The organism is Methanosarcina mazei S-6 (genome assembly GCF_000970205.1).
GTDB classification, from domain to species: Archaea; Halobacteriota; Methanosarcinia; order Methanosarcinales; family Methanosarcinaceae; genus Methanosarcina; species Methanosarcina mazei.
In genome coordinates this window covers 1,706,891-1,732,871 of sequence record NZ_CP009512.1, presented here as the reverse complement: position 1 = coordinate 1,732,871, position 25,981 = coordinate 1,706,891, and the positions used below count along the sequence as shown (strand labels likewise).

17 protein-coding genes are annotated in these 25,981 nt (G+C 40.6%); 9 read left to right on the top strand and 8 right to left on the bottom strand.

The features are described from left to right. Window positions 1-108 precede the first annotated feature (108 nt). Window positions 109-1,557: a dihydrolipoyl dehydrogenase gene (locus MSMAS_RS07490; protein WP_048045978.1), complete on the top strand. Its 1,449-nt coding sequence runs from the start codon at window positions 109-111 to the stop codon at window positions 1,555-1,557. Window positions 1,558-1,848: 291 nt separating this feature from the next. Here the strand turns inward: MSMAS_RS07490 and MSMAS_RS07485 are convergent, their stop codons facing one another. From MSMAS_RS07485 to MSMAS_RS07475, 3 genes are all read right to left on the bottom strand, one after another. After that, window positions 1,849-4,461 carry a disaggregatase related repeat-containing protein gene (locus MSMAS_RS07485; protein ID WP_048045981.1) on the bottom strand — a complete coding sequence of 871 codons (2,613 nt, stop codon included), beginning with the start codon at window positions 4,459-4,461 and terminating at the stop codon, window positions 1,849-1,851. Between the two features lie 718 nt (window positions 4,462-5,179). After that, window positions 5,180-6,028, bottom strand: a complete 849-nt coding sequence (locus MSMAS_RS07480) for a class I SAM-dependent methyltransferase (RefSeq protein ID WP_011035170.1) — start codon at window positions 6,026-6,028, stop codon at window positions 5,180-5,182. Between the two features lie 260 nt (window positions 6,029-6,288). Beyond that, window positions 6,289-8,229 carry a helicase C-terminal domain-containing protein gene (locus MSMAS_RS07475; protein WP_011035171.1) on the bottom strand — a complete coding sequence of 647 codons (1,941 nt, stop codon included), beginning with the start codon at window positions 8,227-8,229 and terminating at the stop codon, window positions 6,289-6,291. A gap of 250 nt (window positions 8,230-8,479) precedes the next feature. On the opposite strand from MSMAS_RS07475, the gene MSMAS_RS07470 reads away from it, so the two are divergent. The 5 genes from MSMAS_RS07470 to MSMAS_RS07450 all read left to right on the top strand — a co-directional run bounded on the left by MSMAS_RS07470 (window position 8,480) and on the right by MSMAS_RS07450 (window position 12,543). Next, entirely contained in the window at window positions 8,480-8,905 is a 426-nt protein-coding gene (locus MSMAS_RS07470) for an inorganic diphosphatase (protein ID WP_011035172.1), read from the top strand. Window positions 8,906-9,181: 276 nt separating this feature from the next. Next, the gene (locus MSMAS_RS07465; RefSeq protein WP_011035173.1) at window positions 9,182-10,321 is read left to right on the top strand and encodes a TIGR04083 family peptide-modifying radical SAM enzyme; all 1,140 of its coding nucleotides are present in this window, start codon (window positions 9,182-9,184) and stop codon (window positions 10,319-10,321) included. A 188-nt stretch (window positions 10,322-10,509) separates the two neighbouring features. Beyond that, a complete protein-coding gene (locus MSMAS_RS07460; protein ID WP_011035174.1) occupies window positions 10,510-11,688 on the top strand; it encodes a metallophosphoesterase in 1,179 nt (392 codons plus the stop codon). A gap of 125 nt (window positions 11,689-11,813) precedes the next feature. Further along, window positions 11,814-12,185 (top strand): hypothetical protein, encoded by a 372-nt coding sequence (locus MSMAS_RS07455; RefSeq protein WP_011035175.1) that lies wholly within the window; start codon window positions 11,814-11,816, stop codon window positions 12,183-12,185. A gap of 199 nt (window positions 12,186-12,384) precedes the next feature. Next, window positions 12,385-12,543, top strand: a complete 159-nt coding sequence (locus MSMAS_RS07450; protein WP_015413193.1) for a hypothetical protein — start codon at window positions 12,385-12,387, stop codon at window positions 12,541-12,543. 371 nt (window positions 12,544-12,914) lie between these two features. Here the strand turns inward: MSMAS_RS07450 and MSMAS_RS19475 are convergent, their stop codons facing one another. Beyond that, entirely contained in the window at window positions 12,915-13,547 is a 633-nt protein-coding gene (locus MSMAS_RS19475; protein ID WP_015413194.1) for a PEF-CTERM sorting domain-containing protein, read from the bottom strand. Between the two features lie 1,127 nt (window positions 13,548-14,674). Between MSMAS_RS19475 and MSMAS_RS07440 the strand changes: the two genes are divergently transcribed. Next, a complete protein-coding gene (locus tag MSMAS_RS07440; RefSeq protein ID WP_011035177.1) occupies window positions 14,675-15,262 on the top strand; it encodes a flavin reductase family protein in 588 nt (195 codons plus the stop codon). 114 nt (window positions 15,263-15,376) lie between these two features. Here MSMAS_RS07440 and uvrB read toward each other — a convergent pair whose 3' ends face one another. The 4 genes from uvrB to MSMAS_RS07420 all read right to left on the bottom strand — a co-directional run bounded on the left by uvrB (window position 15,377) and on the right by MSMAS_RS07420 (window position 23,650). Then, complete coding sequence (gene uvrB / locus MSMAS_RS07435; RefSeq protein WP_011035178.1) at window positions 15,377-17,389, bottom strand: excinuclease ABC subunit UvrB; 2,013 nt, start codon at window positions 17,387-17,389, stop codon at window positions 15,377-15,379. 82 nt (window positions 17,390-17,471) lie between these two features. Then, window positions 17,472-19,043 (bottom strand): excinuclease ABC subunit UvrC, encoded by a 1,572-nt coding sequence (uvrC, locus tag MSMAS_RS07430; RefSeq protein ID WP_011035179.1) that lies wholly within the window; start codon window positions 19,041-19,043, stop codon window positions 17,472-17,474. 191 nt (window positions 19,044-19,234) lie between these two features. Next, window positions 19,235-22,222, bottom strand: coding sequence for an excinuclease ABC subunit UvrA (uvrA, locus tag MSMAS_RS07425; protein WP_011035180.1), 2,988 nt, complete (start codon window positions 22,220-22,222; stop codon window positions 19,235-19,237). A gap of 1,104 nt (window positions 22,223-23,326) precedes the next feature. Further along, entirely contained in the window at window positions 23,327-23,650 is a 324-nt protein-coding gene (locus MSMAS_RS07420; RefSeq protein ID WP_011035181.1) for a DsrE family protein, read from the bottom strand. A 155-nt stretch (window positions 23,651-23,805) separates the two neighbouring features. Here MSMAS_RS07420 and MSMAS_RS07415 point away from each other — a divergent pair, with 155 nt between their 5' ends. Both MSMAS_RS07415 and MSMAS_RS18735 read left to right on the top strand, forming a co-directional pair. Then, entirely contained in the window at window positions 23,806-24,678 is an 873-nt protein-coding gene (locus tag MSMAS_RS07415; RefSeq protein WP_226987649.1) for an epoxyqueuosine reductase, read from the top strand. A 248-nt stretch (window positions 24,679-24,926) separates the two neighbouring features. Further along, window positions 24,927-25,943 (top strand): restriction endonuclease, encoded by a 1,017-nt coding sequence (locus MSMAS_RS18735; protein WP_137726730.1) that lies wholly within the window; start codon window positions 24,927-24,929, stop codon window positions 25,941-25,943. Window positions 25,944-25,981 lie beyond the last annotated feature (38 nt).

Genomic DNA, 25,981 nt, shown 5'->3' with positions numbered 1-25,981 from the left:
AAAACAGACAGATAACTATTGCAGTTAATAAATATTGCAGTTAACAGACCAGAAATGGCAGGATCTGATTTCACAATCTGATTTCACACATACTTGAGGGGTATAAGGATGAAAGATTATGACCTGATTGTAATAGGTACCGGCTCCGGGATGAATTATGTAAACTCTATAATTGATTCGAATCCTAAGATGAAGATAGCTGTTATCGATAAAGACGAACCTGGCGGGATCTGCCTTACACGGGGATGTATCCCTTCAAAGCTTTTGCTTTACCCTGCAGAACTTGTCAGGGATCTTGAAACGGCTCCTCTTTTCGGGATCAAACTCGAAATAAAGGATATCGAGTTCCGAACTATCATGGAGAGGATGCGCAAAAGAATAGGTGAGGACATAGAGATGATAAGGCAGGGGCTAACGGAGAATGATTATCTTGATTATTATCCCGAGACTGCAGAATTCATTTCTCCCTACACCCTGAAGGCAGGGGATGAAATCCTCCATTCCGAAATGATCTTTCTGTGCACGGGTTCAAAGCCTGCGGTCCCGCCTGTTAGAGGACTTGAAGAAGCCGGTTATCTTACAAGTGATACCGTGCTCGGGCTCAACGAATGTCCGAAAAGCCTTGCCATTCTCGGAGGGAGTTACATAGGGGCTGAGTACGGGCACTTTTTTTCTGCTATGGGAGCTGAAGTAACAGTCATAGGCAGAAATCAGCATTTCCTCCCCCAGGAAGAGCCCGAGGTCTCCGAACTTGCCAGGATAAAAATGTCAGAATACATGCGCATACTTACAAATCACGAAGCGATAGAGGTCAGAAAAGAAAAGGGAGGGCAAAAAACAGTTATTGCAAAGGACAGGGACTCGGGAGAAGAAACCGAAGTTACTGCAGACGAGATCCTCGTTGCAACAGGCAGAGCCCCGAACAATGATATTCTCCACCCTGAAAAGGCAGGGATTAAAACAGACCCCCATGGCTGGATTTTAGTCAACGAGTATCTTGAAACCTCACAGCCGAATATCTGGGCTTTTGGGGACGCAAACGGAAAATATCTTCTCAAGCATGTTGGAAACTATGAATCCGGAATAGTTTACCTGAACGCTATAATGCAGGAAAAAGTAAAGGTAGACTATCATGCCGTACCACACGCAGTTTTTTCCTATCCTGAGATTGCAGGGGTAGGGATGTCAGAAAAGGAAGCGATAGAAGAATTTGGGGAAAAAAGAGTAATCATAGGCTTCAAACTCTTTGAAGACACTGCAAAGGGATCTGCTATGGAAACGAGGGATTATTTCGTAAAGGTAATTCTGGACGGTCTGGAAGATAAAATCCTGGGCGCTCATATTATAGGACCCCATGCCTCGGTCCTGATACACCAGATAATTCCTCTCATGTACACGGCATCAAGGAGCGCAAAACCGATGATGCAAATGATGGATATCCACCCGGCACTCAGTGAAGTGGTCAAGCGAGCTTTTTATTCAAGGCTGTCCCCTGAACACTACCACCATGTTATGAAACATCTCGGGCTTGAGGATGAAGACTCTGTTGAAGGCTGACTTAGAGTAAACTATCAATGAGCTGAACCTAGCACGACGTCCATTTTGCCCGCTCTCTTCGTTCAAAAGGATGAAGGCTGACAACTTCGTGTATTTATCTGCATTACTTGTTGTAAGCGTAACTGAGTAAGTTCCTGATTTAAATTAAGCATGCCTGGGTTCTGAAGTATTTTAGAACTTATGTGGAAAATTAACAAAAAACTAAAAAGAATTTTCCGAAAAGCGAGCATTAGAAATTAACGTTTCTTACGCAGGTTTTCGGAGTACTCGCTTAATAATGGATCTAAGTTTTTAGCTATATACCAGTCGGATTTTTGGTATCTGATTTTCGTTTCCGCAGTCACTGCTATAGAATGCAATATAGTTATTTCTCTCTGTGCGGGCTTTTATCAGGAATCCTGTGTTCTCATATTTGCCGCTGACATACTCTTTTACGAGATCAGTTACGTTCAGCTCGTAATATCTGTTGTCAGGAAGGGCACTGCCTTTGATGGTCAGGGTGGCATAAGGAGTGCTGCCCTGGAGGACACCTTTTTTGTCATACCAGTCTCCCCCGGGATTCTTCCAGGCAATTCCTCTGTCTCTCTTATTCCAGCTTACGTAACCAGGGTTCCAGGAAGAAGCAGGCCTGTAAACTTCAATTACAGTATCTGAAGGCCTTGAGATCCCTGCAGGGTAGTACCAGTAAAGTGAAAGAGTGGCGTTATTGACATTAGCAGAGCCTGTGTATTCGCTCAGGTTAAACCACACCATATCCCTGTATCTGACACTATTCATTCCCCCTATGTCAATATAGGGTGAACTCTGAAAGACGGTGTCAGGAGAAGCTTCACGCAAACGATTATCAAATACTTTGAGTTTGGAAGCTGCAGATCCATCAGATATGGAGTCTTCGGGTGGCGTTACCCTAATAAGTCCAGTCACAGTACTGCTACCTGCGGCATTACTTGCAGTAAATACAACTGTATAGTCCCCTGCTGTTGAATAGGTATGTACCGGGTTCTGAAGAGTTGAATTTATTGTTCCGTCTCCAAAGTTCCAGTTCCATGCAGTTGGTGAACCTGTCGAATTATCTGTAAATGTGACATTCAAAGGTACGTTTCCTGACTTTGGAGATTCCCAGAAGTCTGCAATCGGTTTCTGCAAAATTGTTAAATTTGTATAATTATTTTCATTTGTGGAATCATTTCCACTTGTATTCTGATTGGTTGAGTTTAGATCATTTTGCAGCGAAAGAGTGTAATATATAATCTGTCCACGAACTTCATCGAGATCCATTGAGGATAAGCTAGAATTTTTCAGATTTGCGAGATAATTCTCTGCTTCTGAAGTATTCTTGCCTTCACTCTTGGCCAATGCAATCTTATTTTGTAGAGTGGTCAAATACCGCACATCGTCCACTCCTTCCCTGAAACCTTCCCACTGAATGGTGTCTATCACGCCGTCCATCGTCGGATAGGCAAAAACGTGATCCCTGCATATAGGACTGTCAAAGTCATTCCATATATCACCGAAAGAATGTTGATAAGCGTAATCCATTGTTCCATCATAATTTTTTTGCCATAGCAAAAGCCCATAATTCAATCTGAATGTATGAGGATATTCTGGAACTGTTTGAGGGCAATTATATAAGAAAATTTTATGTCCATAACTGTGGTAACTATCTACAACATCAGGCCAGATATTACCTGCGATAACTAAATCTAACACATCTGGAACTGATTCAGCATATGACTTTATCCATTCAGCAACGAAATATTTCCCACCAGAATTATGTACAGATGTGATATAATCCCTGGATTCAGTTATGTTTATATCCTGTTCGTCTGGTCCATACTGATAAATATCAACTACACCATACTGAGCAAATAAATCTTTGAAGTGTTTGATAGTATCTGGAAGAACATATCCGCAGAAATACAACCTGGTATTATCGAGTCCAATATTCTGGCGAATAGATAATTCTTTACACATTGCAGTTTCATGTGTTTGAAACAAACCGTAAGAACCGATGTAAGGATAAATGGTTGGATTTGTTATGCCATGATCATACATGTTCTGTATTTCAGCAGTAAACTGAGCAGTTGTTTTCTCTTCGGATGAAATACTTCCATTTTCAGTAATTTTACCTCTGTAAAAGAGACTATACTCCATATTTGTCTTGGAAAGTTCAATAGGCAGGACCTGTAAGTTCAACTTGAGCTCCTGGATTATGCGCGTATTGGATTCTATTATGATTTTACCGCTATAGTTTCCTGAACTAGCGTTAAATGGTACTTTTAAGATAACCCAGAATTGTTTGTTGTATCCTTTCGGGACAGTTACTGGCTGGAGGGTAGTAGAGTCTCTAACAGGAAGTTTGGATATAGGAGTTACCAACAAATCTGAATATTGTGGTGTGCTATTTGAAATGGTAGTATATAGTCCACTGCTTAATTTAAGATAGTTTTCTCCTTTAGGGTTAGAAATATCCGCTTTAGTCCAATTCTCTCCAGTCACTTTAATCAGTGAATCATCTTTCAAGAGAAGTTCGGGAGTTAGATATCTGCCTTGGGGCTCAACATCATAGTGATCGTAGCCTCCCTGATACCAGCACTTAACTGTTCGTATATCCACACTGGTATTGGATATTATGCAATCGCTTCCAGTGAGATCCGTTATTTTAATGGTAATGGGACTAATTTCTTCATTTGCGTGGATAACAAAACTAGCTGGTTCAAATTCGCCTAGAGAAGCCTTAATAAAGATCGTATCGGATATATAAGAGGAAGGTATTGAAGATGCTGGCAATATCTTATCATCTGTTATTGCAGGAACAACATAAATAGTGGCGCTTTTAGCTTCGACACAAACTGGGAAAAAAAATAGAGTAAATAATAATCCAATAATTAAAATATTTTTCATAATTTAATACTCCACATTAACGTTTGATCATATTAAAAACTTAAAAGGTGTGGAAATAAATTTAGAAACTTACAGCTTTTAAATCTTGGACATTCCAGAGCAGGGCTACTCTCGAGATGAATATATTTGATTCTATGATCAATATTTATTCTTTAACCTACTATATATAATAATACTGATGACATTTAAAATTATTGTATTTTAAACTGTATTAAAATAAATATTTTTTATAATTGCCTGAAAATTCGTGTTATACCCGTATTTTTGAAAAAAGAAATCAAATCGTTAAACTATCAATGATCCAAAACCTAAATTTAACTGAAACGTCTACTAGATTTTATTTTATGCACTAACGATAAACCTAATATAATTTCTTAATTAGAACCTGAATTTGAAAGAAGCATATATTTTCTAATGTACAATGGGCTTTATGCGTTTTATTATTCATACTATTCAAAGTTTTATTGTATTTTTATTAATTTTTGCCTTTATTCATTTTTTGTAAAATTATTATGCTGAAACAATATTTTTTGTAAGAAAATACTATATAAGTAAGTAGAATCTGTCTAATTAAGATTAGAAAAATATGGTAAAAGAACTGGACGAAGGTCGCCAGGCAAACTGGCAAAAATGTCCGAAATTTGTCAGTTAATTCAAACGCGGTTTTCGCATTAAAAGGAGTATTTATCTGGATGACAGGTAGTTTGCATCTTACCTATCATTTTTTAACCAGATCAAAAACCCACCTGCTAACACCAGGAGCAACATTTCCTGTGCGCCTGAAAAACTCGACTTCAAGCCCCATTCTTCTGTACTCTTCAATTAATTCAGGAATCTGTGGCTCGGTTTTAAAAGTGTAAAAATGAATGTGTCCGCCCTTTTTTATAAGCTCTGAGACCTTTCCAAGGAAATGGTCCATGCCGTAAGGAGTTGGTACAATTGCCCTGTCAAAGCCGTTTTCCGGAACCCTGAAGCCCTCAGCTTCCAGAGAACCAGAATGGCTGAGAATAAATTCGGCATCTCCCTGGATAACCGTGACCTGTTTTTCAAGTTTGTTCAGCCGGATATTCTCTTTCAGGCAGGCACAGGCGTCAGGATTTATCTCGATTGCGCAGACCATTGTCCCCTTTCCTGCCGGAGGGAGCACAAAAGGACCCACGCCTGCAAAAGGAATCAAAACAGACTCTCCAGACAGGACTTTTGAAGCTACACGTGCCCTTTCCCAGTAGAGCCTGGGGTTGAAAAAAACCTTTCTCACATCCATTCTGTATGTATAGCCGTTTTCTCTGTGTAAAGTTTCTGCGGATTCCCCGGCGAGAACTTCAAAATGAGCTACCCTGCGTTCCCCTTCGAGTTTGCTTACCTTGTTGAGCACTGCCCTCGTGTTGCCTCTCATAGAGAGAATTTTTGAAACAATAGCCTCTCTATAAGCCCCTAATTCCGGAGGAATCGAAATTACTGCAATATCTCCTATATAGTCAAAGCGTTTCGGAACCAGGGGAAGCAGGGGCTCTTCAACTATTTCTTTCATCGCATCTCGCAGGGTTACTCTGTTTCGATAACTCATCTAATAAACCTTTATATTGAAAGATTGCAGGATTTTGTCCTTTCAGCCTCTTTGTCAGACCACTTAATTGTTCAGGAATCTCGTTATTCAGATATTTTGATTTGACCTTTACCCTTACGTTTCAGTATTATTAACTTTAAGCTCTATAGCTGGAGTTTCTGACTTAAAAGACGTATGGAACTGAATAGAGTTTTATTAGTATGTTAAGAGGTAACAAGAACCACCGCGTATTTGACTTCATTTCTACTTATTAAAAAAGATCAGTTAAACATTCGTTTTATGTGTCTTGATTTTTGTCTATGTTCGGCTTTTCTGAAAATTTTCCTTGTCAGTTTATTAAGAAAAAATGCATCTTTACCTTTCATACCTTCAAGCTTTGAAATTTCTTTGTTATTCCTAACATGCCTGGTAAATAGCCTCATAAGCTCGGGTTGTTGAATTGCAAAGGACGTGAATCTTGTATCAAGTGTGAAAGTTACCGCATAATCAGTTTCTGTCCTTACTGATCGTCCGATTGCTTGAATGATTACAATTGCAGTCTTATAAACATATGAAAGCGGTCTTAATTTCATTTTTTCTTCTAGCTCTTTACGCCTTGATATTCTGGTATCTGCTAGATCAGGGTAAGGAACCTTAATCATGACCTGGAACCTGGAAAGATCATCTTTCAGATCCACGCCTTCGGTCATGGAAGGAGAGACTAAAACAGTTCCTTCTCCAATTCTGGACAGGTGCTCCTGCAACTTTTCTTCCCTGTTTGCCGAATTATGGAAAATCAACCTATCCTTATATGCAGAATATTTCTCGATAAAATCTGAAATCCTGTAAGTAGCGCAATGAATAATCCCTTTATCCTCAGGGAACAGTTCCAGGATCATATCAATTCTTTCTACCACTTCTTTATAAAATTCCTCTTCCTCTTCCGGGGTCTCGTCATTATAATATTTGAAATTTGCAATCCCCAGGTTAAAGACCTTATTCTTTTCTTTGGGATACACAGGCGGGATTTCTAGATATTCGATTTCGGCGGGATTAATACCTAAATCGTTAGCTACCATGGCAGGATTCAGAATCGTAGCTGACATAATGATATTGATGTTTCCCAGTCTCAGATACCTGTCGTATGCATACTGGCTAATCCGGACAGGCTGGAATTCTATACTTTTCAAACCACTTCCTTTCTCGAAAAATTCCTCTTTGACTACCCAGTTATCCAGATTCTTTGAAATATCCTTTAAAAATGGCTCAATTTTACTCATCCTTAGACTATTCACTTTCTGCAGGTCCATATTCAGGTCATCGAGCCTTTGAATTTTACCCCTGATCTTTTCCTGAATGTCGGATATTTCAGAATCTTTAACAGTTGCCACACTGTGTTCCAGATTTATTTTTATATCCAGCTCCTCTTTAGCAAGCTTTTTGATGTTCTCTTCTGCCAATATAGCAGCTTCTCTCAGCTTCATTAACCAGCCCGCATGTAGTCTTAATTTCTGCTCATTCTCCATATCAGAATCGGGAGTCACGAACTGTATTTTAAAATCGCCTAGAAACTTATTAATTAAAGTTAAATTTTCATATACGATAGGAACTTTGATAAATGCAATAATCATAGCTTCTATATTGTGCCCTTCATCTGAAATCAGGATCTTTCTTCCTACGAAATCCCCTGCAAAATTAGCCTCATGCAATAGATACTGGTAATTGTGGACCACTCCAAAATTATTCAGGGCTTTTGCCTTGTCTATCCAGTAATCACATCTTTCCGGGTCCCCGGTGGGTCCTGTCCAGTATTTAGTACAATGGTCTCTTTCAGAATAATAAGCAGGATATTTTGTCTCTTTTGTCCCAGGTTTTCGAGAGCACATTAAGTCCTGAACCACACAGGCTCCAAGATCACAGGTTTTTCCATCATTCCTGGTTTTACATATGTAGTTGGAACGGCCCTTCACCGTCAGTAGATCTGGGAAATCGGCCAGATACTGATCCTGCAGTGATTTTGTAGCTGTGCAGACATATCCCTCCCCAAAATACTTCATCACAGTATAAGCAATAGCGCTTTTTCCCACCCCAGTAGGAGCCTGAATTAAAATGTATTTCTTTCCCTGTTTAATCGCTTTTTCTATGCCTGTAAGCACAGCTATTTGTGCATCCCTGGGCAGATATTTTTTCGGAAAATATTCTAAGATTTCACTCTCTTCCATTTTCTCTTTTTTGAGAAGAGTCGATTTAATATATAATTTTTCCAAAAACCGTTGAAGTCCCTCTTATTCAATCTCATCCAATTGGTTTTGATGAGCATTTTAAACAAAAGAATTAAGTTCTTAATAGTAGTTGATTGAAAACGAATAAGTGATATACGGCTCAAAATTAAAAGGCTTAAATGGATGGAAAAGAAGATAGACAGAAGTGATTATAGAAGGCTGCTTCCGAATTATATACAGGAAATTTTCCATGAAAATAGTAATAGAAACTCCCAAATACAGTTTTTGGAAATACCAGAAAACAGACAAAGGCTACGAAAGAGCTTTCTTTTCTCCCTTACCCACGATCTTTAATTACGGCTTCATTGAAGGCACAACAGGCCCGGACGGCATGGAAGAGGATGTAGTTGTGCTGGGACCCCGCCTCCCCAGAGGGAGTACGCTTGAAAGAGAGAACTTTGACGGAACAGTAATGTTCCTTGACAATTCTATCAGGGATGATAAGAAACTGGTATATATAAGCGGCTTTCGCTCTCCAGTCGTGCTGGCTTTTTATTTCAGGCTTTATGCGCTTTTCAAGATTTTTCTTTATGCTTTTCGTGAAGGGAAAATTTCAAGATGCAGGTTTGAAGGAATCGTGCTCGAGGGATCTGATAGAAAAAACTGTCATAACTAAAAAACTGTCATAACTAAAAGACTCTCATAACTAAAAAACTGTTCTAACCGAAAAATTGTCCTAACTGAAAAACTGCCCCGCAAAAAAGTTAAAAAGAAAATGATAAGCGTCAAACGGGATTGAAGAAAATTAAGTAGAGATATCCAGAATTAGAGATATCCAGAATTATACTGAAAATCATCAGAGAAAAAATATTTACTATCTGGCGGGTGTAAGGGGCTACTTTTAGAAAACTACTAATAATTTAAAGAAGCTTAAAAAAAGGGTGCTTTAAATATGCCTTTTCATGTGATGCTGATCCCTACCCTTGGCTGTCCCGCTAACTGTAATTATTGCTGGAGTTCGGAAGAAAAATCTCCTATCATGAGCATCGAAACCATTAAAGAGGTGGTTGAATGGCTCAAAATATTCAGGCAGGATTCCGTTACTTTTACTTTTCATGGCGGAGAGCCGCTCCTTGCAGGAGAGAAATTTTACAGGGAAGCCTTGCCGTTACTTGCTGAAGGTTTAAGTCCCAGAAATATTGCTTTTGCCATACAGACAAACCTCTGGAAACTTACACCTGAAATAGCCGAGATTTTTGCCAGGTACAATGTCCCTATCGGTTCCAGTCTGGACGGCCCTCAGGAGCTTAACGACCTTCAGAGGGGAAAGGGCTACTATGAAAAGACCATGAAAGGCTATGAAATTGCAAAGGATCACGGGCTTACTGTGAGATTCATCGCAACCTTCACATCCCATTCCGTGAAATTCAAAGAGGATATTTTCAATTTTTACCTGGAAAAAGACCTGACACTTAAACTGCACCCCTGCCTGCCGTCTTTAAAAGGTGACAACCCGGAAAAATGGGCACTTGACCCTGTGGAATACGGGAATCTTTTAATTTACCTTCTTGATAAGTACCTCGAAAACCTGGGCAGGATTGAAGTCATGAATATTGACCATATGTGCAAATGCGTTTTCACAGGCAGAGGCACTGTCTGCACCTTCGTAGACTGCATGGGAGATACTTTTGCGGTTGGCCCAGACGGAGGCATATACCCCTGCTACCGCTTTGTAGGCATGCCAGAATATGTCATGGGAAACGTTCACGACCGCCCGACCATGGCAGACCTTGCTCAATCTGACGCCTGGAAGCTCATGCATAAATATAAGGAATTTGTGGACAGTGCATGCAGCAAATGCGCCCATATCAAATACTGCAGGGGTGGGTGCCCTTACAACGCTCTGGTGCCCACGGACGGGGAAATAAAAGCTGTTGACCCGCACTGCATTGCTTATAAAATGATTTTTGACGAAATAACTGATCGGGTGAACCAGGAGATGTTCGGATCAGGCGGAATGGATATGTTTATGCCACAGACAATGAGCCCTTCAAAGCCAGGAATCATGTCTCTCATGCTTAAGAAAATTTAAAAACAAAAACATAAAAACAAAAATACTGAAAACTGTAATAAAATCTTAATGATCGATGCCTCTTCTCAGGCATTGGTTTTAATCAAAAGAGTATTTGAGTTAGAAGAATATTTGAATTAGACGAATACTGGAATTAGAAGAATATTTTGCCGGAAAATTAAATAAAGCAGTAAATAAGACCGTATACGATGACAGACAAAAGAGGGAATAACGGAAAAACAGGTTTACTTTTTCCCGCTATTTTTACTATTTTTGTCTCAATCTATGCTGCCGGAAATTACTATGTAGGTTTGCGCTTTTTTCAATCAATACAGAGCCTTATAGAGCCTTATTCTTTGTTCTACTGGAGCGGTTATGCGTTTCTTGTGATATCGCTTTTTGCAGGCAGGTTAGGAAAGAGGTTTTATCCCGGATACGTTAATGATCTCTTTGCTGTAACGGGAAACTACTGGGTTGGTGCTGTTTATTATTCGCTCCTGATATGGGCTGGTATTGACGTTCTTCATTTCTTAACCAGTCTCATCTTCCCCGCTACTCGGATAATTAAATACCCCTCATTTTACTTTGGACTTGCAGTTTTGCTTCTTGTCTTTCTTCTTTTGCTATACGGAACCTGGAATGCGCGTCATCCGCGCATCGTACACTACGATATCACAATCAAAAAATCAGTACCTGATTTACCAGAGCTCCATGCTGTCATGGTATCCGACATACACCTTGGTCTGGTTGTTGATAAAGATCGCCTCAAAGAGATGGTTAACAGAATTAACGAACTTGATCCGGATGTCGTATTTCTTGCCGGAGATACTATAGATGAAGATGTAAGGCTATTTGCCAGCAATAAAATGCCGGAGATATTGAAAAAGTTGAAATCCAGATACGGCGTGTATGCAGTTCTTGGAAACCATGAATACATTGGCGGCAATAATGAGCTGGCAGTGGAATATCTGCAACAGGCTGGCATTCATGTACTGGTTGACAAATGCATAAAAGTAAATAACCATTTTTATGTAGCTGGTCGAGATGACCGGGTGGCAGGCAGAATGAATGGAAAAAAGCGACTGGAGCTGTCCAGGCTTGTAGATGGCATAGATCACACTCTTCCGATCATTTTGCTAGACCACCAGCCCATTAATCTGAAGGAGGGACAGCTAAATGGAATCGATTTACAGTTATCCGGGCATACGCACGCTGGACAGTTTTTTCCCAATACTTTAATCTCTAAACGTGTATTCGAAAACAGCTGGGGTTATTTAAAAAAGGGAGAATGTCAAATAATTGTTTCAGCCGGTTTCGGCACATGGGGTCCTCCAATACGAATTGGCAGCAATTCCGAAATCACAGATATAAAAATTTCTTTCGTGTGATCAAAAGCATAACTGAATCTTCAGGATATTTACAGGACACTTTTAAGTTTGCTGTTTAGTAATAATTTATTTTTGTTTTTCTTTTTTGAGATAGTTTATATAGGTCCACTCTCTAAACTAAGCATATGAACGAGGGCAAGATCAAGAACACCATAACCAGAAGCTTTGAACTTCAGGACTACAGGATAGAAGGTACAGAACTTTCCGGTTTCTGGGCAGACCTTCTCAGCAAAGAAGAACTGACGATTGAAGTAAATTACATACCTGAAAACAAAAAGACCTTCAGTCCCGAAGAAACAAAAAGCCTTACTGGAGAGATCTGCGAAAAATGTAAAAACTTTGAAACCCAGCTGCCCGAAAACATTAGATGTGAAACGACATTCAAAGACTTTGGAGAAAAAGTTTACAGAACCGATCAAAAGGATTTTGAACTGGAGACCGGAGAAATAGACGAAATTAAGGTTGCTTACCGCTTCTTTGTAGCTTATTATGTTTAATTATTATGTTCACCTTTTTATTATTAAACAAATATATTTAGTATCAAATAAGTAAAGGTATCTTCAAGTAAAGAGATAACCAAAAATCAGAAGCCTGCATAAGAGTGTGTAATATGCCTCAACCACGAAAAAATCCGGGTGCCGCCGTGTACTGTCATTCTTTATTCCGGGTCTCGGACAAATTTACAATGGGCAGATAATGAAAGGGATCATTTTTATTATTCTTGCCTCAATTTTCGGCTTCCTTACAGTAGTTTTAGTAGGTTACGTCCTTTATCCGCTTTTCTGGATTTATAACCTCTACGATGCCTACAATACTGCTAGGGAAATTAATGAAAAGTACGGTGGATATTACTAAAATGAGCTTTCAGGAAGATATTTCAGGAAAAAAAGTTATTTCATACTCAGTTTTCTTACTTAGATTTAAATCTTTTAATTTTTGGCTCTGTAGAAAACCTATCTGAATCAGTGTTAAGGGCTAAGAAGGGCTAAGGCTAACTACTGAAAATATAGATCACAAGACCCAGTTCAAACTAATGTAGATTTGTTATTTCATAGGTTTTCTACAGAGCCTAATTTTTTGCTTGATATATAATCTGAGTAATCTTCTGCGAAGAATAAAACCCAGGAGAGGGGAATTCCAAAAAAGAGAAAAAAAGAAGGAAAAAAAGAAGGAAAAAAAGAAAAATTTTAATTCTAAAAGGAATTCGCGCCCTAAAAATTACTCTTTTATTCTTGTTTTTTGCGCCCGAAAATAAACATTAGACCCAGTATTGCTGCAACAGGAAGGGCCATTGTGGGGAATTCAGGAACTTGTGTAGTAGTACCACCATAACCCATGTATTTAGCACTGTCCAGACCATTTATTGCTATTCCCCAAGCAACATGAGCACCAAAAGCTAGCGCTTCAGGATACGTAAATGTCCCAGAAAATTTAACTTTGACTTGAGAAAGTCTAGCCTTCTCTTCTGGACTCGAAGTGCTACTAGTAAAGTCAGCTGTAGAAAAGACTATTTTAGTATGAGTACCTGGATATCGAAAACCATCAATATTAGCACTTGTACTTACTGTATAATCGTCGCCGCGGATTAGAGTATTGCCATCTTTATCTTGCACTGAAACCACTGTTACGCCTTCAGGAAGGCCTGCCACATCAAACCAACCAGTCGGATAAGTACCTATTCCCTTCGTGGTAAAAGTTGCCACATCGCCTGAAATACTTGCAGTAACATATTGTATATTTTCACCGCCAGCTTCATTACACGTATCAAGCACAGCAGAATAATCAGCAGCTAAAGCTGTACCTGTCAACAAAATGAGACATAGCAATATCAACGTTCCATTTATGATTTTTAACCTCACCAGTCAAAACCTCCTTTAGAGAATAAAATGAATGTGATTTTATTAATCTATAAAGAGATAAACTTATTTAGTTTAATATATTTCAAACAGTATAGGTACAAAAAATGTAATAATCAACATCTATAGCCGTTTAATATGTGATTAAATTATGAAAATTATTGATATTAAAGTTCTGTAAAATAATATAGACAATATTTTAAAAAAATAAGGGATGACCGAGGATGGCTTTTGATACTGAATTTTGATCAGTTGCTTATATTTCCAGGATCAGTCTGAGGTTAATCTTTTTACTTTCTCTAATTTAATACTCATAGCCTGTTTTTCTAAGCAAAATATAATGCAAAAAAATCATAGGAAACAGGCAGGTGAGCCTCAATAGAAAAGAAGTTCATGAACGCAGAATAGGAAAGATAAGATGCAAGAAGAATAGAAGTAACTGGATATTCAGAAAGAGATGAGAAAGGATTTGAAGATGAAGACTCCGGCAATTCTGACTATGAAAAGTGATAATCAAATATTGAACTCACGAAAATACGAAAATAAAAGAAAGATTTAAATAAAATAAATTTATTCCTACAAAGTCATTCGTGCAGTATTTTTTTCTGCTGTTAACAATGAAAATCAATCTATAATTTATGCAACCGGTAGAGTTATTGAGGGGAATATTGGAACCTGAATGCAGTGGAATCTTATTAATGTTACAGTTTCGGCGTCGGAATTCTATCTAACACATTTGCAGTATACCTGTTGCATATGCTATGCTGGTTATGTAACCCGTATCGAGATAGGAATGTGGCATTTATGAGTAGCTGACCCGGTAACATGCTAACCGGTGTGAAAGAGACAAGCAGATATAAACACTGTACCGAGTTTACTGTTAATATCTTATTAACGTTTTTTATGTGCATTTATTCTGTTTGTGAAATCGAAGAATATTGATTCTGTATATTCTGACCTTACTGTATATTCTGACCTTACTGTATATTCTGATTTTATAACCCACCAGGTACAGTAAACATTTATTTTTACTGACGTTGTCTTTAGTAGTAAAATATTTAATTTTTATAACACATGGTATTAAATATATGATAACTTATAAGAGTTAATTAAATTAGTAAGGTGAGAAAATGAAATTAAAGCCAGGTAAAAGAGAACAGATATTTCCCCTTCCTGTTGCCCTTATTTCCACTATCTCGAAGAATGGGGTCCGGAATGTAGCTCCGTGGTCCAATATAACTCCAATCCTCCGCCCCCTCGAGGAAGTAATACTTGCTTCATGGATAAAGCGAGATACTCTCATGAACATCCGTGAAACAGGAGAATTTGTTATAAATATACCTCGTGCAGGAATGGAAGAAGCTGTTATGGTCTGCTCCCGGAATTATCCGCCGGAGGTTGACGAGTTTGAAATGGCCGGGCTGAAGACCCGTCCTTCTGAAAAAGTTAAGGTTCCCGGTGTTGAAGGGTGCATTGCCTGGGCGGAATGTATCCTTGTAGAGGAGATCCTGAGAGAAAAGTTCTCCCTCATCATAGGAAAAGTCGTAAACCTGGAAGTTGACGATGACTTTTTTGACGAAGAAGGCAAGATGGATTTCGAAAAAGCAAAACCACTGTCCTGCATCCTGGGACCAAAAGGACTTACTTTTACCTGCCCAGGAAGCACCGGCAAGTCAGCAGACTATTCTGAGATGTTTCTCGGAGGAAAGGGGTCTTAAGCCCGATCCCATGAACTTGTGCCATATGGTTATATGACAAAAAGAATTTGTTTTCCAGTGAAAAGATGAGATAGCTGACTTCCCAGATGTTCAGCCATCTCTCAAACAATCTTTTCACACTGCTTTTATCTCTTTTTCCAGCTTCTTTATAAGTTCCCTGACCTGGATTGCACGCTCGAAGTCCAGCCTGTCAGCAGCTTCCCTCATCTCTGCATCCAGTTCGATAATCACGTTTGGAATATCGGTTTTCGGAATATGTTTTGTATCCGTGATATCCACAACTTTTTCTCGAATTGGTTTTCTGATGGTTGTAGGGACAATGCCGTGTTCTTCGTTGTAAGCTATTTGCATTGAACGGCGGCGCTCGGTTTCCTGAACTGCTGATTTGATGGAATCGGTCATGTTGTCGGCATAGAGGACGACCCTTGAGCTGGAGTTCCGTGCTGCTCTGCCTATAATCTGGATAAGGCTCTTTGAGTTCCTGAGGAAACCTTCTTTGTCTGCATCAAGGATTCCAATGAAGCCGACTTCAGGAATATCAAGCCCTTCCCTGAGCAGGTTGATACCGACAAGTACATCAAACTTGCCGAGGCGCAGTTCGCGGATAATTTCCGTCCTTTCAATGGTCTTTATATCCGAGTGCAGGTAGCGTGCCTTGATCTCATTTTTCGCCAGGAATTCAGTTAGTTCTTCTGCTAGCTTTTTGGTAAGCGTGGTCACAAGGGCGCGATCTCCCCTCTCCACTATTTTCCTGATCTCCTGCATAACGTCCCTGACCTGGCCTTCAAGGGGACGCACTTCAACCTCAGGGTCAACAAGGCCTGTCGGGCGGATGATCTGTTCCACGACCCGGGAAGAATGTTCACGCTCGTAGTCTGCAGGTGTTGCCGAGACAAAGATCACATTTTTCATGTATTTTTCAAATTCTTCAAACTTAAGGGGCCTGTTGTCAAAAGCACTTGGAAGCCTGAAACCGTAATCTACAAGGCTCTTTTTCCTTGACCTGTCCCCATTATACATCCCGTGCAGCTGCGGAATCGTCTGGTGGCTCTCATCAATAACCAGAAGGAAGTCATCCGGGAAATAGTCAAGCAGGCAGAAAGGCTTCTCTCCAGGCTGTCTATGGTCAAAATGCCTTGAATAGTTTTCTATCCCCTTGCAGCTGCCGGTTTCCTGGATCATTTCCATATCATAGAGCGTGCGCTGCTTTAACCTGTGGGACTCAAGCAACCCGAGTTCGGGAAGACGTTCTTCAAGTTCTTCAAGAATAAACTGGATTGCGCTTTTCTGTTCCTCTTCAGGGATAACATAGTGCCTGGCAGGATAGACGAAGAAATAGTCCATATCCTCTTTTCTCTGCCCGGTTTGCTTGTCCACTTCGGAAATCCGGTCCACCTCGTCCCCGAAAAGTTCTATCCTGATTATGTCATCAAAGTAACCGGGAATGATATCAATTGTATCTCCTTTTACTCTGAAGCGCCCTGGCATGAGTTCAAGGTCGTTTCTCTCAAACTGGATGTCGATCAGTTTCTCAAGGATTTCCTTTCTGTGAACCTTATCCCCAACTTTAAGTTCAAAACCCATCTTCTGGAAGTTTTCAGGATTTCCCAGACCGTAGATGCAGGACACGGATGCCACCACAATCACGTCCTGCCTTGACATCAGGGAAGCTGTGGCTGCAAGGCGCATCTGTTCGATTTTCGGGTTTATCATTGCATCTTTTTCAATATACTGGTCTTTTGCTGGGAGATAGGACTCTGGCTGGTAATAATCGTAATATGAGACAAAATATTCAACGCGGTTTTCAGGGAAGAATTCCCTGAACTCATTATATAACTGAGCAGCAAGGGTTTTATTGTGGGCAATAACGAGAGTAGGTTTTCGGATCTGGTTTATAACATTTGCAACTGTATAGGTCTTACCTGACCCTGTCACCCCGAGAAGGGTCTGGAACGGCTCTCCTTTCTTCAGTCCGTCCACAAGTTTTTCTATTGCTTCAGGCTGGGAACCTTTGGGTTCAAAATCGGAAACAAGTTTAAAAGGAGGGCTTTCCCAGTACCGTTCATCGTATATTGTTTCAAACTTATTTTCAGCTAACTCCCCGGTTGTCTGGCTGGAAACTTTCATAGAATTATGACCTTCTTAAGCATATGGAATTGATTAATATATTTGCGGAGTCGATTACAGTATTGATTACTGTACCAATGACTCATTTCTGTATCAATGCTTTCTGTCTTAACAGGCGGTTATAGTTAATAGCGAACCTGTGAGCTTCGTCCCTGATTTCCTGGACAAAAAGAGATGCTTTCTCATCTTTTTTGATAGGAAGAGGAGACTTGAGTCCCGGGACATAAATCTCTTCTTCGCGTTTGGCTATTGAGATAATGGGAACCTTTACCCTGAGCTTCCGTAGTTCCTGGAAAGCTGAAGAAAGCTGCCCTTTTCCCCCATCAATAATTATCAGGTCAGGCATTTCATGTTTGTCCTCAAGCAGTCGGGAATAACGCCTCCGCACAACTTCGGCAATGGAAGCGAAGTCGTCAATCCCTTCCACGCTTTCTATTTTGAAGCGGCGGTAATTATGCTTATCAGGCCTGCCTCCCCTGAACTGCACCATTGAACCGACTGTAGCCGTGCCTGAAAGGTGGGAAATATCAAAGCATTCAATAACATTCGGGATCTTTGGTAAGGAAAGTTTACTCTGCAGGGCTTCAAGCTTTTTCCTGTCCCCGAAGAATCCAATCTCAACATTTTTAAGGACAAGGTCAAGAAGCTCTTTTTTATCTCCCTGTTTCGGGACCGCTACTTTCACTTTCTTTCCCTTCACATGTGCCAGGAACTCTACAAGAGACTCATCAAGCGGTTCCGGAACTATCAGTTCTTCAGGAGGGTCGTTCTCGGAATAATACTGTACGAGAAACTCTTCCAGAAAATCCTCCCCAAAAGCAAAGACAAAGTCCTGCTTGTCTTCCAGGGTACCTTTGTAAACCTTAAAAAGCATGAGGTAAACGTTATTGTCCCTGACGATGTAATTCAGGATGTCCTCATCATACTTTTTCTGCCTCTCCATATTCTGTTTTTCCTGGAGGTATTCAAGGGCTGCAATCTCGTCCCTGAGTTCCATTGCCTGCTCAAACATCTGTTTTGCAGCCATTTCTTTCATCTCTGTTTCCATGGACTCTATGAGTTCCCTGATATTGCCTTTAAGGACAGAAATGGCTTTTTTTACTTTCTCTCCGTATTCCTCAACGGAAACACTGCTAATGCAGGGACCGCTGCACGCTCCTATGTGGTAGCGCAGGCAGGCACGTGAAGGCATTTTCCTGCAGGTCCTGAGCTGGAATGTTTTTCTTACAACCTCAAAAATATAGTCCCGTTCTCTGGCAGAGACAAACGGTCCGAAGAACTCTCCCTCTCCGGTATTCTTACGCGCAATCCTGATCCTGGGAAATTTTTCTCCCGTGAGGTGGATGCAGGCGTACCGTTTTGAGTCCTTGAGCATTATATTGTATCTGGGCCAGTGCTTCTTGATCAGGGTATTTTCGAGGAGAAAGGCTTCTACCTCGGTATTCGTAACAATAAAATCAAGGCCTCTGGCAAACTGCATAAGGCTTGCAGTTTTAGGGTCGTGGTCCCTTTTCTGGAAATAGCTGCTCACCCTTTTTTTGAGGTCCTTTGCTTTCCCAACATAAAGTACAATCCCTTCCTCATCCTTGAAGAGATAACAGCCAGGCAGATGCGGAAGAGCTTCCAGGTCGATCATTTTTGAACCACGTCCCATTAAAATCTTGTTTCAGATTTCATCGGATTCTATTTTTTATCAGGGTATTATTCATCTGGAGAATACTATTTTCAAGAAGAATATTATTTTCGAGAAAAATACTATTTCCAAGAAAAATACTATTTTCAAGAAGAATACTATTTTTCAGGAAAAATATTATTTTTCAGGAAAATTTTCCAGAGTACTGCCTCTCAAACTTTTTGAAGAATCTTTTCTTCAAATGTATCGTCTGTTCTGTCAAATTCCTCTGGCTCTTCGTCGAGGTTTTCATCCGATTCTTCCTCTAATTCCTCGAAATCGGTTCCGAAATCTTCCTCTTCTTCAAAAACAGCCTCTACAGGCTGTGATCCCGGTTCCAAATAAAGGTTTGCGTTTGCCAGAATTCTGGGAGCAAGGAATCTCCCTGTATAGCTCTCCTGAACCATGGCAACCTCCTCAGGTGTACCTGCTGCAATAATTTCCCCACCTGCGTGTCCTCCTTCGGGACCAAGGTCGATTATATGGTCTGCGGATTTGATAACATCCAGGTTGTGTTCGATTACAACAACGGTGTTTCCTTTTGCAACAAGCCCGTTAAGGACTGAAATTAACTTTTTAACGTCATGGAAATGCAGGCCTGTCGTGGGCTCGTCAAGGAGGTATATCGTCTTTCCGGTACACTTTTTGGAGAGTTCCCTTGTGAGTTTGATCCTCTGGGCTTCCCCTCCGGAAAGGGTTGTGGAACTCTGCCCGAGCTTGATATATCCAAGGCCTACACGTACGAGAGTATTGAGCTTGCCGTTAATCGCTGGCACATTTTCAAAATGCTCTGCTGCTTCTTCCACAGTCATGTCCAGAACTTCGGCAATTGACTTGCCCCTGTATTTTACTTCAAGGGTTTCCCTGTTATAGCGCGTTCCCTTGCACTCTTCACATTCGATGTAAACATCAGGCAGGAAATTCATCTCGATTTTAATCAGCCCTTCTCCCTGGCAGGCTTCACAGCGCCCTCCTTTTACGTTGAAAGAGAAACGCCCGTTTTTGTATCCCCGGATTTTTGCTTCCTTAGTTTCGGCAAAAGCCTGCCTGACAGCATCAAAGACCTTGGTATAGGTGGCAGGGTTTGAGCGTGGAGTCCTGCCTATGGGGCTCTGGTCGATAACAATTACCTTATCAATCTCGGAATCAAAGATAAGCTCGTCATATTCCCCGGGAGTTACGCTTGATTTGTTGATCTTTTTCGTGAGGGCTTTGTAAAGGGTATCGTAAATAAGGGTGGATTTTCCTGAACCTGAAACCCCTGTGACCACAGTAAGGAGCCCTATGGGGATATTTGCATCCACATCTTTCAGGTTATTCTCCCTGCAGCCTTTCAGACGGATAAAGGAATCGCTCTGTCGGCGAATAGCAGGAGGCTTTATCTGCTTTTCTCCGGACAGGTATTTGCCTGTCAGAGATTCCGGATTTTTCTCAATTTCCGAAGGCGTTCCTTCGGCTACCACATACCCTCCATGTATCCCCGCTCCGGGACCAATATCAAGCACATAATCCGCAGCCCGGATAGTATCTTCATCGTGCTCCACCACAATGAGAGTATTCCCGAGATCTCTAAGAGTCTGAAGGGTCTCAATAAGCCGTTCATTATCTCTCTGGTGCAGCCCTATAGAAGGCTCGTCAAGAACGTAGAGCACGCCCATAAGGTTTGAGCCTAACTGGGTTGCCAGCCTGATCCTCTGGGCTTCTCCGCCTGAGAGTGAGCCTGCACTTCGGGAAAGGGTGAGATAACTGAGCCCTACGTGTTCAAGGAAACCCAGGCGGGAACGAATTTCCTTAAGCACCTGCTTTGCGATTTCCTGTTCTTTTTGTGGGAGTTTCAGGTCTTCAAAAAACCGGACGGACTGGGAAATGGACAGGTCTGTAATATCCACTATTGACTTGTCCGCGATTTTGACTGCAAGAACCTTTTCTTTCAGGCGCTTGCCCTCACATTTTGGACAGGGGTGGACCTGCATGAATTTCTCGAGTTCTTTTCTCCTGTACTCGGACTTAGTCTGGTTGTAGAGCCTTTCAGACTGAGGAAGAAGCCCTTCCCAGGTACCTTTATGTGACCACTGCACATCCCCGTTTTTCATGTTCATGTTAAAGTGGATGCGCTCATCCGTGCCGTACATCAGGGCGTTGTACTGCTTTTCGGAAAGAGCTTCGATAGGAGTAAATACATCAAAGCCAAAATGTTTTGCAACAGCAGCAAGATGCTGGCTCCGGTAGCCGTCAAGATAGTTCCTGTAAACAGCAACTGCTCCGTCAGCAATGCACAGGCTTTTATCCGGAATTATGAGGTCAGGGTCAAGTTCCATCTTAAACCCGAGCCCATTGCAGGCTTCGCAAGCCCCGAAAGGACTGTTGAAAGAAAACATCCTGGGCTGGAGTTCCTCAAAAGCCATCCCGCAGACAGGACATGCCATGTTAGAAGAGTAAAGATGGTCTTTTCCTTCCGAATCCACAGCAATCAGGAGTCCGGCGGCTTTTTGAAGTGCATTTTCACAGGCTTCGACAAGCCTTGACCGGTCTTCGGAAGGGTCAAGCCGGTCAACCACAGCTTCAATATCGTGTTTTTTGTACCTGTCAAGGGAGATTTCGTCATCTGTCCTGTGGATCTCCCCGTTCACCCTTACCCTCGTGAACCCTTCGCTGTTGAGGTCCCTGAAAAGCTGCTGGTAAGTCCCTTTTTTCTGGCGGACTATGGGTGCGAGGATTGTAACCATTCCCTCACATTCCCTGCTGAGGCTGTCAGCAATCCTTTCCGGAGACTGGGACTCGATTTTTATGCCGTGAACAGGGCAGTAGGGAGTCCCGACCCTTGCAAAAAGCAGCCTGAGGTAGTCATAAATTTCTGTTACAGTCCCCACCGTACTCCTGGGATTTTTAGAGGTGGTTTTCTGTTCTATGGAAATTGCCGGAGACAGCCCTTCAATGCTGTCCACATCCGGCTTGTTCATAAGCCCGAGGAACTGCCGCGCATAAGCAGAGAGCGACTCAACATAGCGCCGTTGACCTTCGGCATAAATAGTGTCAAAGGCAAGGGTTGATTTTCCTGACCCTGACACGCCGGTAATTACAATTAACCTGTCCCGCGGAAGCTCCACGGTAATGTCTTTCAGGTTGTGTTCCCGTGCCCCTTTGATTATGATATTTTTCATTTTCCTTCTCTCGGGTTTTTTTCGTAATTGGGATAAAGCTGGAGTTTAAAAAGTTTAGGTTAAGTTCCTGAAATCAGGCAAAACATCTGAAACCGGATACGTGTTTAAAGAAAGCTGTTCCGTGCAGGATGGCACATTTAACCAGATGATAGTTTAACCGGATGATGATTTAACCGGATGATAATTTACCCAGATAATAATTTAACCGGATGATAATTGAAAGAACTGAATGGATTAATGGATTAATTCTGTGATTGATCCTGTTTGCCATTTTTATGTAATTTATTATGTCTGTTTTTCTCACCAGCAGGCATTGAATTTCCTGTAATCAATTGCCCGGATATCCGGGATGTCCCGGATATTCAACGCGCATAACAACACGCAGACTTTTTATTAATAAAGTTATATAGCAGGGTGAAAGTATTAAACAACACTTTATCGGAAAAACATGTTAGAAACGAGTCACATGTTGTTGAATTTCTAACCATTTTATCTCTTTCTTTTTAACCCTGTTTCCTGAATACTTTCATTATCTGGAATACATTCATCATCTGGAATACATTCAAGATTCTGTGCTCAGAATATGTGTGTAACTTTTATTTTCAACCACAGTCCACTCTGACAGCCTTCGTTATTTTAATACTCAGCCTTTTCAAGCAGTTAAGGTTCCCTCTGAAACCCGGAAAAACATTTTAAAAAAGAGGATTCTGAGGTAATGCCCTGTGAAACTGCAATCAAAAACTGATATTATCTGGATTATACAGCGATACGTACATCATGGTTATGATATAAATAATTATCCAATTAATTATATTTTAGTACCGAGATATAATCAAAAAATTTGCCCAGAAACTTAATTACGACCCTCATCGAGCAGGAAAAAATGACTCAGTAAAGCGAGAGAGTTGATTAGCACAGGTTTCCTTTTACCCCGTAAACCGGATTTAAATTTGTATAATATCGGAAACTTGCCAGCCTGTCCGGCGCCCCTCAAAAAAAGTAGAAATATGAAATGAAATTCCTGACTGGGCATCTATGAGGGATTTAATCATAGAGGAACAGCATAATATGCCATGAAATTACGCCTTCGATTCCGGAATCAGCTTAACCAAATGTCAAAATTCTGTTAGATTCTTCAACTATATGGAGAAGATCACGCATGGTGGAGATCGGACAAACCTCGCTTCCCACCATTTGCCTTGCTTTAAGGCAGGTTCCACACGCGAAGATTTTGCCACTGTTCCCCATAAAAAGCTTTATTTGTTCCTGAACATTGAACTTCTCATCCCTGATATTCTCTGACTCCACTCCTCTTCCCAGAAGGAAGATTTTCACTTCATGGTCATTAAGCAATGAAGTCGTGCCGAATCTAAATGCATTCCACACTGTTTCAGGTTCGCTGGTGTTTATTATTATTCCAATTATCATATTATTTTCTTTAACTTTTCACTTATATGAGACTTTGTCATTACTTATTGCTTAAACGTAATAGCGATTTTTTCTATTCTTTCCTTTCTTTCGTCTGCAAGTGTTTCTCCTTTGTCGAGTGGAACAATCCCCATCCCGAATATAGATGGATGGAAATGTTCAAATTGTGGGAAAATTATCTCCCTGTAGGGATAAGGAATCATAAAGAAGGGATATCCACGACTGAAGATCTGAAAAAAGCTCTCCTGCAGAAATGCGAAAGTATGGACATACCCATGGTTAGGGTTGCCAGTGTTGAGAGATGGAAAAATCCTCCGTTTTTGCCGTGGATGCCTGAAGAATTCTATCCTCAGTCCATATATCCTGAAGCAAAATCAGTAATAGTTATCGGACTGCCGATCCCTCTTCCGGTACTGGAGACGTCCCCCTCAATATATTACCGCGAACTGTATAATACCGTAAATTCCCTGCTGGACCAGTACACATATCGGCTTGCCAATTTCCTGACCTCCAAAGGATACCCATCCGTTTTCGTGCCCAGAGACGGATATGGGGGCATTCAGGTACTTCTCGAAAATCCCATTGCATTCTTTTCTCACAGGCACGCCGCTCTCCTTGCCGGGCTGGGAAACTTTGGGGTAAACAACACGATACTTACACCGGAGTACGGTCCCAGGGTCCGTTTCGGTTCAATCCTGTCCACAGCCAAGCTTCCTTCAGACCCAATGCTGGAAACTCAGCTCTGCACTCGCTGTATGCGCTGTGTAAAAATGTGTCCGTCGAACGCTCTTAAAAAGGAAGATTACCCTGACGCACTGACAGATAAGAAAGCATGTTCCTCATACAGTGCTGAACTTAACAAACGTTACATTTCACCCTGCGGAATATGCATCAAGGTCTGCCCGATAGGAAAAGACCGAGAGCTGTATAATAGGGACGACGACGCGATATATATAGATGAAGACCTATTTCCCGAGCATCATAAAGCCTGGAAGCATGTCAGGTCTTATGGCGGGAAAAAGCTGTAATTATCTGACAATAAAACAGCAAATGAAGAGATGCTTGATGAGAATAAGATATACTTGATGGGAATAAGAGACACCTGATGGGAATACTGGACGGCTGAGGTATCCTATTCATTCCACGATTAAGGATTTTTCAGGAAAGAAAGAGCATTAGTATTTCTGTTGAATATTCGCTAGCTCGCTGATGGAATGGAAAACTTTTTAATATATTCTCTATTTTTATATTTACTTTTTATACAGAGGGCTGAAAAATGAAAAATCCATCGTCCATTGCAGAGGTTGATACTCTAACTACTCCATCAGAGATAAGAGCAGTACCAATTTCATTAGAAGATAATACTCCAGCAGATTATCCAGTATCCAGTATTCCTGTAGTCCAGCAAAAACCAAAATTCTCAAATATTTTCTCAAAAATAGCTTATTTTATATTTGGATCAATATTTATATTTCTTGGATTTGGCTTTTTATTAGAAGAATTATTTTTATTGAGTGTAATTAGTTTTTTTATTGCGATCCTTATTTTTAAATTTGAAGTTAGCCGTCTAATAGCTCCGACAAAACCGAAATTATTACACCTTATTCTGTATATAACTTACCTTGCTGTAGCATCTATTAGTTTAATCTCTGGTTTATTAATAATAGTAAGCTCACCGATAGTGAGTATATTATTCCTTTTGATAACAATTGCATTTTTAAATTTTGCTTTTCTATGGAAGCCTGAAAAACAAATAATTCGTCCAAAAGAGACCAAGAAGAATCTTCTGGTCGCTTTTCTGGTCGCTTTTCTGGTCACTGGAAAGGTACTTGTGGTCGCTTTTCTGATCGCCGGGAAGAAGTTTTTGAAAGTTTTAAAAAAATGGTCAGAACAAAAAAAATTAAGAAAAAACAGATCGAGAGATATAAATGTAATATTAGCCAGTATAGATGGAATGGAAGGATATGAATTTGAAGGTTTTCTAAAGTCTGTTTTTGAAAGATTGGGATATTCGGTAATTCATACTCCTTTATCTGGAGACCAGGGAGCAGATCTTATTTTATCAGGAAATAAAGGAAGGATCGCTGTTCAGGCTAAACGTTATTCAAGTAAAGTTTCGAATAAAGCAGTACAGGAAGTTGTAGCGTCTAAAGCTTTATACAAATGTACTGAAGGTTTAGTAGTTACAAATAACTATTTTACAAACTCTGCCATTGAATTAGCTGAAGCTAATGGTATAGGTTTAATTGACAGAGAAAAACTTAAAAAAATGATTATAAAATCCTATAGTTAAATAATGCAGTTAAATAATAGTTAATATATTAAATAATA

Excerpts from the sequence above, each read along its gene's own strand:
- uvrA (WP_011035180.1), bottom strand. The coding sequence starts at position 22,222 with ATGAAAAATATCATAATCAAAGGGGCACGGGAACACAACCTGAAAGAC.
- MSMAS_RS07420 (WP_011035181.1), bottom strand. The coding sequence starts at position 23,650 with ATGATAATTGGAATAATAATAAACACCAGCGAACCTGAAACAGTGTGG.
- MSMAS_RS07480 (WP_011035170.1), bottom strand. The coding sequence starts at position 6,028 with ATGAGTTATCGAAACAGAGTAACCCTGCGAGATGCGATGAAAGAAATA.
- MSMAS_RS07485 (WP_048045981.1), bottom strand. The coding sequence starts at position 4,461 with ATGAAAAATATTTTAATTATTGGATTATTATTTACTCTATTTTTTTTC.
- MSMAS_RS18735 (WP_137726730.1), top strand. The coding sequence starts at position 24,927 with ATGAAAAATCCATCGTCCATTGCAGAGGTTGATACTCTAACTACTCCA.
- MSMAS_RS07440 (WP_011035177.1), top strand. The coding sequence starts at position 14,675 with ATGAAATTAAAGCCAGGTAAAAGAGAACAGATATTTCCCCTTCCTGTT.
- MSMAS_RS07450 (WP_015413193.1), top strand. The coding sequence starts at position 12,385 with ATGAAAGGGATCATTTTTATTATTCTTGCCTCAATTTTCGGCTTCCTT.
- MSMAS_RS07475 (WP_011035171.1), bottom strand. The coding sequence starts at position 8,229 with ATGGAAGAGAGTGAAATCTTAGAATATTTTCCGAAAAAATATCTGCCC.
- uvrC (WP_011035179.1), bottom strand. The coding sequence starts at position 19,043 with ATGGGACGTGGTTCAAAAATGATCGACCTGGAAGCTCTTCCGCATCTG.
- MSMAS_RS07465 (WP_011035173.1), top strand. The coding sequence starts at position 9,182 with ATGCCTTTTCATGTGATGCTGATCCCTACCCTTGGCTGTCCCGCTAAC.
- MSMAS_RS07490 (WP_048045978.1), top strand. The coding sequence starts at position 109 with ATGAAAGATTATGACCTGATTGTAATAGGTACCGGCTCCGGGATGAAT.
- MSMAS_RS07460 (WP_011035174.1), top strand. The coding sequence starts at position 10,510 with ATGACAGACAAAAGAGGGAATAACGGAAAAACAGGTTTACTTTTTCCC.
- MSMAS_RS07455 (WP_011035175.1), top strand. The coding sequence starts at position 11,814 with ATGAACGAGGGCAAGATCAAGAACACCATAACCAGAAGCTTTGAACTT.
- MSMAS_RS07415 (WP_226987649.1), top strand. The coding sequence starts at position 23,806 with ATGTTCAAATTGTGGGAAAATTATCTCCCTGTAGGGATAAGGAATCAT.
- MSMAS_RS07470 (WP_011035172.1), top strand. The coding sequence starts at position 8,480 with ATGAAAATAGTAATAGAAACTCCCAAATACAGTTTTTGGAAATACCAG.
- uvrB (WP_011035178.1), bottom strand. The coding sequence starts at position 17,389 with ATGAAAGTTTCCAGCCAGACAACCGGGGAGTTAGCTGAAAATAAGTTT.